The 12,686-nt window shown below is 70.0% G+C and carries 9 protein-coding genes; 7 read left to right on the top strand and 2 right to left on the bottom strand.

What is annotated here, in order from left to right:
• The first annotated feature begins 103 nt into the window (after positions 1-103).
• Positions 104-1,000, top strand: coding sequence for a S1 family peptidase (locus ACIQD6_RS18415; RefSeq protein WP_401883718.1), 897 nt, complete (start codon positions 104-106; stop codon positions 998-1,000).
• A 219-nt stretch (positions 1,001-1,219) separates the two neighbouring features.
• Positions 1,220-1,699 (top strand): hypothetical protein, encoded by a 480-nt coding sequence (locus tag ACIQD6_RS18410; RefSeq protein WP_401883716.1) that lies wholly within the window; start codon positions 1,220-1,222, stop codon positions 1,697-1,699.
• Between the two features lie 27 nt (positions 1,700-1,726).
• On the opposite strand, the gene ACIQD6_RS18405 is transcribed toward ACIQD6_RS18410, so the two are convergent.
• On the bottom strand, positions 1,727-2,644 hold the full coding sequence (locus tag ACIQD6_RS18405) for a DUF4231 domain-containing protein (protein WP_401883819.1): 918 nt from the start codon (positions 2,642-2,644) through the stop codon (positions 1,727-1,729).
• A 230-nt stretch (positions 2,645-2,874) separates the two neighbouring features.
• On the opposite strand from ACIQD6_RS18405, the gene ACIQD6_RS18400 reads away from it, so the two are divergent.
• The 5 genes from ACIQD6_RS18400 to fxsT all read left to right on the top strand — a co-directional run bounded on the left by ACIQD6_RS18400 (position 2,875) and on the right by fxsT (position 11,573).
• Positions 2,875-3,039 carry an FXSXX-COOH protein gene (locus tag ACIQD6_RS18400; RefSeq protein WP_401883714.1) on the top strand — a complete coding sequence of 55 codons (165 nt, stop codon included), beginning with the start codon at positions 2,875-2,877 and terminating at the stop codon, positions 3,037-3,039.
• 9 nt (positions 3,040-3,048) lie between these two features.
• Complete coding sequence (gene fxsBH / locus ACIQD6_RS18395) at positions 3,049-5,418, top strand: radical SAM/SPASM protein FxsBH, inactivated beta-hydroxylase extension form (protein WP_401883712.1); 2,370 nt, start codon at positions 3,049-3,051, stop codon at positions 5,416-5,418.
• Positions 5,419-5,461: 43 nt separating this feature from the next.
• On the top strand, positions 5,462-6,193 hold the full coding sequence (locus ACIQD6_RS18390; protein ID WP_401883817.1) for an aminoglycoside N(3)-acetyltransferase: 732 nt from the start codon (positions 5,462-5,464) through the stop codon (positions 6,191-6,193).
• Between the two features lie 117 nt (positions 6,194-6,310).
• Positions 6,311-7,642, top strand: a complete 1,332-nt coding sequence (locus tag ACIQD6_RS18385; protein ID WP_401883710.1) for a TIR-like protein FxsC — start codon at positions 6,311-6,313, stop codon at positions 7,640-7,642.
• Positions 7,626-11,573, top strand: coding sequence for an FxSxx-COOH system tetratricopeptide repeat protein (gene fxsT / locus ACIQD6_RS18380; RefSeq protein ID WP_401883708.1), 3,948 nt, complete (start codon positions 7,626-7,628; stop codon positions 11,571-11,573). The genes ACIQD6_RS18385 and fxsT overlap by 17 nt, the downstream gene beginning before the upstream one ends.
• Before the next feature lie 65 nt (positions 11,574-11,638).
• Here the strand turns inward: fxsT and ACIQD6_RS18375 are convergent, their stop codons facing one another.
• Positions 11,639-12,505, bottom strand: a complete 867-nt coding sequence (locus ACIQD6_RS18375; RefSeq protein ID WP_401883706.1) for an alpha/beta fold hydrolase — start codon at positions 12,503-12,505, stop codon at positions 11,639-11,641.
• Between the last annotated feature and the right edge of the window lie 181 nt (positions 12,506-12,686).

Here is a 12,686-nt window from a genome sequence, read left to right as displayed (position 1 = left end):
CTGTTGGGCCCGTCCGAAACCCGGACAGGTCACGCCCCGGCTGCGCCTCACGGGCCCGGAACCCCACCACAGGGCCCCCGATTCCCCTCGGGAGGAACGACAAGTGAGGATCAAGCGCACCACCCCACGCAGTGGCATTGCCAGACGCACCCGTCTGCTCGCGGTGACCACGGGACTCGTCGCCGCCGCGGCGTTCGTGGTACCCGCCGCGAACGCCGACTCCGCCGGTACGTTCAGCGCCAACCAGCTCGCCGCGGCGAGTGACGCCGTTCTCGACGCCGATGTGGCGGGCACCGCCTGGTATGTCGACAAAGCCAGCAATGACCTTGTCGTCACGGTCGACAGCACCGTCTCCCAGGCCGAGATCGCCAAGATCAAGCAGTCCGCCGGGGCCAACGCGGGCGCCCTGAACATCGAGCGCACCCCCGGCACCCTCTCCAAGCTCATCTCCGGTGGCGACGCCGTCTACACGAACAGCTGGCGCTGCTCGGCGGGATTCAACGTCGTCAGCGGCAGTACGTACTACTTCCTGACGGCGGGACACTGCACCGAGGGCAGCCCGGCCTGGTACACCTCCTCGGGCGGGACGAGCATCGGCCCGACGACCGGAACGAGCTTCCCGGGCAACGACTACGGCATCGTGCGGTACTCGAACACCTCGATCGCCCACCCGGGCACGGTCGGCAGTGTCGACATCACGCGCGCGGCCAACGCCACCGTCGGCATGTCCGTCACCCGTCGCGGCTCGACCACGGGCATCCACAGCGGTTCCGTGACCGGCCTCAACGCCACGGTCAACTACGGCGGCGGCGACGTCGTCTCCGGCCTGATCCGCACCACGGTCTGCGCCGAACCCGGTGACAGCGGCGGCCCGCTCTACTCCGGCAACGCCGCCATCGGGCTGACCTCCGGGGGCAGCGGCAACTGCACCTCCGGTGGTACGACGTACTTCCAGCCGGTGACCGAGGCCCTGAGCGCCTACGGAGTCACCATCCTCTGACCGGGGCACGCACGGGCACCAACAGCACCAACAGCACGGAAAGCGGTACTGAGAACGGCACTGAAAGCGGTACTGAGAACGGCGCGGCACGGGTACCGCGGACCCGTGGCCGGCAGTGGGCGAGCCCCTGTCCGAATTCCCGGACAGGGGCTCGCTCCCGCCGGTTTCTGAGAGAATGCCGGGCGGCGGGCCACAGAGGGAGCGGGGGGCTGCGGAGCAGTGAAACGCATCGGAGTGACCGGCCACAGGAACATCCCGGCCGAGGCCTACGCGCACATCAGAGCCGCCGTCCAGGCCGCGCTCCGCACCCATACGGGTTCGATGGAGGCGCTCTCCAGCCTGGCCGTGGGCGCGGACCAGCTCTTCGCGACGCTCGCCCTGGACCACGACGCGGACCTGACCGTCGTCATCCCCAGCGGTGACTACGAGGACACCTTCGACGGCCCGGAGGAACTCGCCGACTACCGACGGCTCAAGGACCGGGCCACGAGCGAGGTCCGGATGGCCTTCCCGCACTCCACCGACGAGGCCTACTACGCGGCGGGTACCTATATCGCCGACCACTGCGACCGTCTGCTGGCGGTCTGGGACGGCCTCCCGGCCCGCGGGCTCGGCGGCACGGGCGACATCGTGCGCTACGCCCGGGAGCGCGGGAAGCCGGTCACGGTGATCTGGTGCGAAGGCGTCGAGCGCGCCTGAGAATTGAGGCTCCTCCAGACCGGGACATCAACTGCGGTGCCGCACCAGCCAGTCGGTGTGCTGCGGCGAGACGATGCGCTCGGTCTCGTACACCGCGTTCGCCCACTGCTCCTCCGTGACCATCGTCTCCATCGCCGTATGCAGGGTCGCCAGGTCCTCCTCCACCAACGAGTGGGCGGATATGAGGGGTTGATGGCGCCGTATCTCGCTCCACGCCAGACAGGCCGCGGCGGCCGCCGACAACAGCCCCGGTACGGAAGAGGATTCGGTGACCGAGAAGCTCCGCAGCACGGCGAGGAGGAGGGCCAGCAGGGTCAGCAGGGCGATGGTGACCGACCAGAAGGTGGTCGCGCGGCGCGAGACCACCGTTCTGCGGTGGTACCAGTTCCGCTGCTCGATCAGCCGGTCCCTGACGTAGGTCTCCTTGCGGATGGTGAACGGCTTCTCGCGCAGCATCCGCATGGGGGCCGTCACCAGTGCTCCGTCGCCACCGCCCCAGCTGTCGCCACTGTCTCCGCCGTCCCGCGGGTCCTCCCAGCCGACCTTCTTCAACTCCGCCAGTCCTGCCTCCATCCGGGCGGTGAACAACCCCGACGGGTCGGCGGCCCCGGAGTCGAAGGGCGCACCGTGGACGGCGTAGCGCCAGGACATCGATTTGATGAACTCCGCTGCCGAACGGTTGAGCTGCCAGTGCGACTTCGCCTTCTGGCCCGCGGAGCGGTAGGTGACCAAGAGCACACCCCCGTACGCCAACGCGCTGAGAGCGCCCACGAGTTGGAACGAACCCACCGGTTTCCACTGCCAGGGCAGCGACGCCAGCCCGGCGCCCAGGACCAGCAGCACCAGCTGGAGGCGGGTGGTGTTGACGGCCTCCCGCTGCCGTTCGATGGCGATCCCGTCCGCGTGATGGAACAGAACCGGCAGGTCAGCGTTGCGGAAGACCATGCTGTGCAGTGGTCCGTTGAAGTCGGCCATGCGCGCCCCGTCTGCTGTTTTTGTTGTCACTCAACCGGCGGAACAGTGTGTTCCGTATCGCCTCGTGAATTCCTCGCAACGCTTTCGTCTCGGCTGCCCGCGCCGAGTTGCCGCGAGAGTTCATGAGGGTAAAGTCGAGCCGCTGACACTGCAACGGTGCCGTGTCTTCCCCCTGCACAACATGATCAAGGACGGCCGTCGTGACCTATCAGAGTTCTGTCACCTTCGCCGCTGCGAAGAAGAACCGGATCCCCCTCGCAGAGATCGATGTACGCGACGCCGGTGTCGCCAAGAAGCTCGGCCGTGTGGTCCCCATGCCGGGCACCCGTGTCGCACGCGTTTCGAGCTTCAACTCGGCCCTCTAGACTGGCGTAATGACAGGACCCCTGGTCCCATTCCGCGAGATCGTTCTGAAGGTCCACAGCAGGTGTGATCTTGCGTGCGACCACTGCTATATCTACGAACACGCTGATCAGAGCTGGCGCACCCGCCCCAAAACAATCTCTGACGAAGCGATCTCCTGGACAGCTCTGCGACTGGCCGAGCATGCCAAGACCCATGCCCTGCCCTCCGTGTCAGTGATCCTGCACGGAGGGGAGCCACTGCTGGCGGGACCCGCACGACTGAGGCGCGTCTGCGAGGAACTCACCCGGGCCCTCGACGGAGTGGCCGATCTCGACCTCCGGATCCACACCAACGGGCTCCAGCTCTCCCCCCGCTACCTCGACCTGTTCGACGAGTTCGGCGTCAAGGTGGGTATCTCCCTCGACGGCGACAAGACGGCCAACGACCGGCACCGCCGCTTCGCGGACGGCCGCAGCAGCCACCCGCTGGTCCTCAAGGCCGTCGAACTGCTCCGGCAGGACCGCTACCGCCACCTCGATCTCGGACTGCTCTGCACCGTCGACGTGGCCAACGACCCGATCGCCGTGTACGACGCGCTGGACGCGCTCGACCCGCCGCGCATCGACTTCCTGCTGCCGCACGCGACCTGGGACGAGCCACCGCCGCGCCCGGACGGTTCCGCCACCGCGTACGCCGACTGGCTGCTCGCCGTCTTCGACCGCTGGGACGAGCGGGGCCGCCGGATGCCGGTACGGCTCTTCGAGTCGGTGTTCTCCACCCTGAACGGCGGCCCCAGCCTCACCGAGTCGCTGGGGCTGGCGCCCACCGATCTGGTCGTGGTCGAGACCGACGGGACCCTGGAGCAGGTCGACTCCCTCAAGAGCGCCTACGAGGGCGCCGCCGCCACCGGATTCGACGTCTTCGCCCACCCCTTCGACGCGGTGGCCGCCCATCCCGGCGTGCGGACACGGCAGCTGGGGCTCGCGGGGGTGAGCGAGACCTGCCGGCAGTGCCCGGTCGTACGGTCCTGTGGCGGCGGCCTCTACACCCACCGCTACCGCTCCGAACCGGACGCGGAGACGGGCGGGGCGAGCGCGGGAACCACCGGGACGAGTACGGAGACGGGCGGGGCGAGCGCGGGAATCACCGGGGCGAGTGCGGGAACGGGCGGTTTCGACAACACCTCCGTCTACTGCGCCGACCTGGCGGCGCTGATCCGCGGTATCGAGTCCCGTACGGCCGCAGTCTCTGTCTCACCCGCCGTCGCCGACACCGGTGAACTGCTCGTCGCCCAGCAGGAGCTGACCCGCTCCCTCCTCGCCGAACTGCACTCCGAGCTCGCCGGCCGGGGCGGCGAGACCTGGCAGGCCGCCTGGGAGCTGGCGGGCCTGGCCGAGCAGGTCTCCGACGGGCTCGACCACGTCCTCGCCCATCCCTACACCCGTACCTGGCTGGTCGATTCGGTCGCCGCCCTGCGCGAGGACCGGCCCGGCGCGCTCACCGCCGCCCTCAGGTTTCCGTCGTACGTCGCCGCCGCACTGCTCCGGGGCGGCCTGGACCGGCCCGTACGGGTCGGCTACCTGGACGGCAGGCTCCACCTCCCCACTCTCGGCACGCTGCGGCTGCACGGTCCGGGCGAGAGCGGAGAGGCCGAAGTACGCCTCGCCGAGAAGGGCTTCGTGGTGCGCACCGCCACTGCGGAACGGCTCGTCACACGCCCCGCCGACGCCACCCCGTACTGGCGCCCCGTACGCAGACTCGGCCGGGACGGGGCGCCCGATCTCGTCCTGGACGATCTCGACCCGTACCGCGACTGTTTCGGCGCCCCCGCCCATCCCGGGCTCGGAACGGCCGAGGCCGCCGACTGGAGCGGCCGGCTGGCGGCGGCCTGGGGGCTGCTCAGAGCCGCCGCGCCCGAACAGGCCGCCGCCGCGGCCGGCTCACTGTCCACCCTGACCCCCCTGACCGCCGGGTCCCCGCCGGGCCGGCACGGCTACGGCGCACTCGGCATCCCCCTCCGGGGCAGCGCCGACGAGCTGGCCCGCGGACTGCTGCGCGGCTTCCGCCGGGCCACCCTGCGAGCGCTGACCGAAGTCACCGATCTCTACGCGCACGACGGCGAATGGAGCCGCCCCGCCCCCTGGCAGGAGGCGCCGGTCCCGCTGTCGGAGCTGCTGGCGGGGGCGTACGAACGGGTGGGGCTCGCCGCGTACGACCCCAGGTACGCGGACGAGGCGAGCCGGGCCCTGGACACACTGGAGGGCGCGCCCGAACTCACCGTCGGCGGGAAGAGCCTGCTGACAGCTCTACGGGAAGAGGCCGGACATGTGCGACGGGACGTGGGTGGACACGCTCGAACGGGACCCGGCCCCGGTCCACGAAGGCGATCCGGTCACTGATCCGGTCGCTGATCCGGTCGGCGATCTCCTCGGTGATCTGGCGATGCTGGGTGTCACCGAGGGGGCGACCCTGCTCGTCCACGCGTCCCTGAGCGGCACGGGACTGTCCCCCGACACGTTGCGTACGGCCCTGCTGACGGCGCTGGGCGACGAGGGCACCCTGGTCGTCCCGGCCTTCACCACGGAGAACTCCGACACGTCGGCCGCCCATGTGGCCCGCGTCAAGGGAATGACCCGCCGGCAGGCGGCGGACTTCCGCGCGCGGATGCCGGCCTTCGACCCGCTGACCACACCGAGCCGGGCGATGGGCCGGCTGGCCGAGTCCGTACGCACCACCCCCGGAGCCGTCCGCAGCGCGCACCCGCAGTCCTCCTTCGCGGCGGTCGGACGGCGGGCGGCCGAACTGCTCGCGGACCATCCGATCGACTGCCACCTCGGCGAGGAATCACCGCTCGGCGCGATGGCGAGGTCCGGCGCGCGGGTGCTGATGGTCAATGTCGGATTCGCCGCCTGCACCGCGTTCCATCTCGCCGAATACAAGTACGACTCTCCTCGGCGCTCCTATCGCTGTGTGGTGAAAGCGCCGGACAACAGCCCGCGGTGGGTGGAATATGAGGATGTCAGCCTCGACGACAGCGATTTCGAGGCGATCGGGGCCTCATTCCCCTGGGGTCTGGAACAGAAGGGACAACTGAGAGGGACAACCGCGAGATCGTTCTCGGTCCAGGACGCTGTCGACCACGCGGCGACGTGGATGGCCGAAAAGCGGCGTTGATTGACCGAACCGTATGGGGAGTAAGCGAGCGCGGTTCCGGAATGATGAATTCGCTCACGTCCGCGTGTGCGTGGAGTCGTGCGTGGAAATGGGTGCTCAACACAGGACGGGGGTCGTGTGCACGCGTCATCGCAGCAACGAGCCGCTGACCATCGACCGTATTTTTTTCTGAGCTACGCGCACACGCCGAGGGACGGTGTCGGGGGACCCGATCCGGACATGTGGGTCGAGCGGCTTTTCAGGGATCTGTGCGACCACGTGATGGCCATGACGGATCTGCCGGCCGGGGCCCAGGCCGGGTTCATAGACCGTGAGATGCGTTCCGGCGAGGGCTGGTCGGAGCGGCTCGCCGAAGTACTGGCCACCTGCCGGGTGTTCGTGCCGCTGTTCTCGCCGCGCTATTTCGCCAGCGAGATGTGCGGCAAGGAGTGGTACGCCTTCGCCCAGCGGGTCATCTACGAACAGGCCAAGAGCAACCGCACGGCCGAGGCGATCGTGCCGGCCCTCTGGGTGCCCGTACCGCCCCAGCAACTGCCGGGCCCCGCCGAGCGGTTGCAGTTCAATCACCGGGACTTCGGCGACCGTTATGTCACCGACGGGCTCTACGGTCTGATCAAACTCCGGATATTCGCCGAGGAGTACGAACGGGCGGTCTACGAACTCGCCAAACGCATCGTCAGCGTCGCCGACACCTCCGCGATAGGCCCGGGGCGCCCGGTCGACTACCGCCAGGCGCCCAGCGCCTTCGGCACGAGCGGTGGACCGCGCCCCATGCAGGTCACCGTGGCCGCGCCGACCCGCCACGATCTGCCGGAAGGCCGGGCCGGCCACTACTACGGCAGCATGGCCCAGGACTGGAACCCGTACCACCCGGACTCGGTGAGGCCGTTGGCGTATGTCGCGAGGGATCTGGTGCGCTCCCTCAACTACCAGGCCGACATCATCTCGTTCGACGAGGTGCCCGTACCGAGCGACGGCAAGCAGGCACCCACCCGGCCGGAGATCCTGCTGGTCGACCGGTGGGCCCTGCACGACGAGGAACAGCGCGAGCGGCTCGCCGCGTTCGACGCCGAACACCGGCCCTGGGTGAGCGTCGTCGTGCCGTGGAACCGCGAGGACCAGCAGAGCCGGGCCGCCGAGGCCGAGTTGAGCGACCAGCTGGAGCGCACGATGCCCAAGAAGATGGGCCAGGGCCGTGCCGCCTGCCGGGCCGCCGCCAAAGGCGTGCCCAGCATGGAGGCGTTCGGCCAGATACTGCCGCAGGTCGTCGAGGCGGCGGCCCAGCAGTATCTGAGACACGCGGCGGTCTATCCGCCGGCCGGCGGCAGCCACACCGAACGGCCGCGGCTGCGCGGGCCGATGGCCGCCGAGTACGCCACGACGCACTACATTCCCGAGACGCACGACCTGGCGCCCGATGCGGAGGACACGGATGACAGAACGTCGTGACGGACGCATCGTCACCTTCTACTCGTACAAGGGGGGTACGGGCCGCACGATGGCCCTGGCCAACACGGCCTGGATCCTCGCCGCCAACGGACGACGCGTCCTGGCGGTCGACTGGGACCTCGAAGCACCGGGCCTGCACCGGTTCTTCCATCCCTTTCTCGACCCCTCCACCCTCGGCGCCACCACCGGTGTCATCGATCTGATCACCGAGTACGCCTGGGCCGCGACCAGCCCGGTGGAGCGCCCCGACGACTGGCACCGCGACTACGCGCGTATCCAGCCGCACGCCGTCTCGCTCACCCCGGAGGCCCTGGGCTGGGAATTCCCGGCCGGCGGCACACTCGACTTCGTCTCGGCCGGCAAGCAGAACCGCGAGTACTCCGCGACCGTCTCCACCTTCGACTGGGACAACTTCTACGACCGGCTCGGCGGCGGTCACTTCTTCGACGCGCTGCGCGACGACATGAAGGCCCACTACGACTACGTCCTCATCGACAGCAGGACCGGCCTGAGCGACATCGCCGACATCTGCACGGTCCATCTGCCCGACGTTCTGGTCGACTGCTTCACCCTCAGCGACCAGTCCATCGACGGCGCCGCCGCGGTGGCCCGCCAGATCGACGAGCGGTACGGCGGCCGGGGCATCCGGATCTTCCCCGTACCGATGCGCATCGACGAGGGGGAGAAGGAGAAGGCCGACGCCGGACGCGCGCTGGCCCGGCTGAAGTTCGACCGCTTTCCCGGCGGGCTCACGGGTGAGGAACTCACCGCGTACTGGGGCGCGGTGGAGATTCCCTACCGCCCGTACTACGCGTACGAGGAGACCCTCGCGACCTTCGGCGACGAGGCCGGCCTGAGCAACTCCCTGCTCTCCGCCTTCGAGCGGCTGACCACCTATGTCACCGAGGGCGCCATCACCGCGATGCCCGCCGTCAGCGAGGAGTCCCGGCTGCGCATCAGGGACGCCTTCACCCGACGCCGTCCCGCGATGCCCGCCGACCTCTTCCTCAGCTATGTGGCCGAGAACCGGATGTGGGCCGACTGGATCGAATCCGTGCTCACCCGGGCCGGCTTCCGGGTCGTGCCGCGCGACGTCTCCTCCGATCCCGGCGGCGGCACCTTCGGCTCGGGTACCTCCCTGACCGGTGAGAACGCCACCCGTACGGTGGTGCTGCTCTCCAGCGCCTACCTCAAGTCCGCGCGGGCCGTGGAGGTATGGGCCCGCGCCACGTCCGACGACCCGGGCGGGGCCCGGCGCCAGCTGGTGCCGCTGCGGGTCGGCGACGTCCGGCTCACCACCCCGTACATCGACCGCAACCCGGTGGACCTCTTCCGGCTGGACGAGGTGCACGCCACCACCGCGCTGCTGCGCGCGCTGGAGCGGCCCGTACAGCTCACCGACGGTGTCTCGCCGGGGCCGCGCTTCCCCGGCACCGTACCGAAGATCTGGAACGCGCCGGCCCGTAACCCCGGCTTCACCGGGCGTTCCCTCGTACTGGAGCGGATGCGCGACCAGCTCGGTGGCGGGATGGCCGTCGTGCTGCCGCAGCCGCAGACCCTGTACGGGCTCGGCGGGATCGGCAAGACCCAGGTGGCGCTGGAGTACGTGCACCGCTTCATGGCCGACTACGACCTGGTGTGGTGGATCTCCTCCGAGCAGACCGCCGACGTGGTGGCCGGACTCGCCGAGCTGGCCGTACGGCTCGGAGCCCAGGGCGGCGACGACATGTCGGCCGCCTCGCAGGAGGCCGTCGACCTGCTGCGGCGCGGAGTGCCGTCCTCGCGCTGGCTGCTGGTCTTCGACAACGCCGACGACCCCGAGCAGATCCAGCGGTTCTTCCCGCCGGGCGGACCCGGGCACGTCCTGGTCACCTCCCGCAACCAGAGCTGGTCGCAGTACGGCGACGCGCTGCCCGTCGACGTCTTCCTGCGCGAGGAGTCCGTCGAACACCTCCAGCGGCGCGCGCCCGGACTGACCGCCGCGGACGCCGACAAGGTCGCCACCTCGGTCGGTGACCTGCCGCTCGCCGTCGAACAGGCCGCCGCCTGGATCGCGGAGACCGCCACTCCCGTCACCGAATACCTGGACCAGCTCGCGCAGCAGGCCCCCAGCGTGCTGGCGCTCAACCAGCCCGCGGGCTACCCGGAACCGGTCGCCGCGACCTGGAACATCTCCATCGAGCGGCTGAAGGAACGCTCACCCGCGGCCGTGCGGCTCCTCCAGCTCTGCGCCTTCTTCGCCCCCGAGCCGATCTCCGCGAACCTCCTCTACAGCAAGGAGATGATCGAGGCGCTCAAGCCCTACGACGTCTCGCTCCAGGAGACGCTGGTCCTGGGCCGGGTGATCAGGGAGATCGGCCGGTTCGCGCTGGCCAAGGTGGACCAGGTCGGCAACAGCATCCAGGTGCACCGGCTGGTCCAGGCGATCATCAGGGCCCAGCTCACCGAGGAGGAGCAGCAGGACGCCCGGCACGCCGTCCACCGGATCCTCGCGGGCGCCCGGCCCGACGGCGACGAGCCGATCGACAACCCCGGCACCTGGGAGCGGTTCAACACGATCTGGCCGCACCTCACCACCTCGGAGGCCAGCCTCTGCCGGCGGCCGGAGACCCGGCGGCTGATGATCGACCGGGTGCGCTACCTGTGGAAGCGCGGCGACCTGCTCGCCGCCTCCGAAGTCGTGGGCGAACTGCGCGACAGCTGGCGCGAGAAGCTCGGCAACGACGACCCGCAGTATCTGTATCTGCGCTTCCACCTCTCCAACATCTTCCGCTCGCAGGGCCGTTACGTGGAGGCGCGCGAGCTGGACGAGGAGACCCTGGCGCGGCAGCGTACGGTCCTGGGCCCGACCCATCCGCACACGTACATGACCACCAGCGGACTCGCCATGGACCTGGGCACCCTCGGCGAGTATGCCAAGGCGCTGGACCTGGCGCGGGAGGCACACGAAGGATTCAGCGGGATCTTCCACGACTCCCATCCGAGGACGCTCGCGGCGGCCAACAACCGGGCGCTGAACCTGCGGATGGTCGGCCGCTACGCGCAGGCGCGCGAGATGGACCAGGAGGTCTTCGACCGGCGGACCGAGGTGCTCGGCCCCGAGCACCCGTACACCCTGTCCTCCGCCACCAGCCTGGCGCGCGACCTGCGGGAGATCGGCCGCTACGAGGACTCGGTCGCGCTGCTCAGCCGGACGTACGACGCGTACAAGGAACAGATGGGCCGGGCCTTCCCCGGCACCCTGGCGGCGGCCAAGAGCCTGGCGGTGTCGCTGCGCAGGGCGGGCCGGCTGGAGGACGCGCGGCGGCTGACCACGGCCACCAGGAACCGGTACCGCGCCAAGTACGGCACCGACTCCAACCCGGACTCACTCGCCTGCGACCTGAACCTGGCGGCGGACCACTTCGCCGCGGGGGAGCCGGTGGCGGCGCGGGACCTGGCGCAGGAGGTGGTCGACCAGTACATGCGGGTGCCGGGCGAGAGGCATCCGTACACCCTCGCCGCGATCAACAACCTCGGTATCTACCACTGGGGTTGTGGCGCCCCCGAGCTGGCGGAGCAGCTGCTCCAGGGCACCTTGCGCACGATGCGGGAGGTACTGGGGGACGACCATCCGCACACGCTGTTCTGCACGGTCAGCCTCGCCAACGCCAAGGCGGACCTGGGCGAGCTGGACGAGGCGCTGGTCACCGAGCGCGGCGCGGTCGCCGGGCTGCGGGTGGCGCTGGGCGCGCACCATCCGGAGACGCTCGCCATCGCCTCCAACATGTGCGTCACGCTGGGGGCGTTGGGCCGCAAGGACGAGGCGGCGCTGCTGCGCGCGGAGACGGTGGAGGAGCTGGTCCGGCTGCTGGGGGAGGACCACGCGCTGACGCGGTTCGCCCGGGACGACCGGCGGGTGTACCGGGACCTGGAGCCGCTGTCGGTGTGACGTGTGCTCAGTGACCCGCGCTGACTCCTCGCTCGCCGGACGGGCCCGGTGAGCGAGGAATCGCACTATTCGTCGATCAGCCAGGTGAGGATCCGGGGAAGGGCGTGCAGGGCGTCGAAGTGCGCGGCGGCCGGTTCCAGTACGGCCGTCGCGCCCGGGATGCGCTCCGCGAGCCAGCGGGAGTGGCCGACCGGTGAGAAGACGTCCTTCTCGCCGTGCCAGAGCATCACGGGGCCCTTGATGTCGGCCGGGTCGAACCCCCAGGGGCTGCAGAAGGCGAGGGCGTCGTCGATCCAGCCGTACGCCGAAGCCCGCAGCGCCTCCTGGTAGTTGCGCAGCAGCATCGTTCTGACCCCGACGTCGGAGACCACCATGCGGTCGGAGTCGGTCAGCTCCCTGCGCAGATCGTCCAGGAGGCGTACCGGGTCCTTTCTGATCGCGTCGGCGCGCGGGATGAGCCGGGCGGCCATGCCGTCCGGGTCCTTGGACGCGCTGGTGTACTCCAGGACGTTGGAGGCTGCCATGCCCTCGAACCAGTCGAGCCCGGCCGCGTCCCGTGGCGCGAGCGTGACCAGCGCGGCGGTGCGGGACACCCGTTCGGGCATCAGCGCGGCGCAGGCCAGCGCGTGCGGGGCGCCGCCCGAGCGGCCCGCGACGGCGAACCGCTCCAGGCCGAGGGCGTCGGCGATCGTCGTCACGTCCTGGACGACGTCGGCCACGCTGCGTCCTTCGAGCCGGTCCGAACCGCCGTATCCAGGGCGGTCGTAGGCGATCAGCTGCATCCCTCGCTGGTACAGCACCATGCCGCGTGGTGCGGGCCCCAGCCTGCTGCCCGGCGTGCCGTGCAGCAGAAAGACCGGTCTGCCACGTGGATCCCCCAGACGCTCCACCATCAGATGCCGCCCGTCCGCCGCGCGCACCCGACGTCGCACCCCCGCCCCCTTCGTCGTACGTATCCACATGTCTGCCTGTTTGTGCGGCCGGCCTGCTTGTGGCCGGTCTGCTGTGTGCCCGTGTGCCTGTATCCCCGTGCGCCTGTCCGCGTCTGTCTGCGTGCCCGGTCATACGTCGTCGCGTGCTTGCGGGCACGCGCGCCCGCAAGCACGCATGCCT

It is taken from the genome of Streptomyces sp. NPDC088400, assembly GCF_044753355.1.
Lineage (GTDB): Bacteria > Actinomycetota > Actinomycetes > Streptomycetales > Streptomycetaceae > Streptomyces.
The sequence above is the reverse complement of the archived record's forward strand: the minus strand, read 5'-3'. Positions and strand labels throughout refer to the sequence as shown.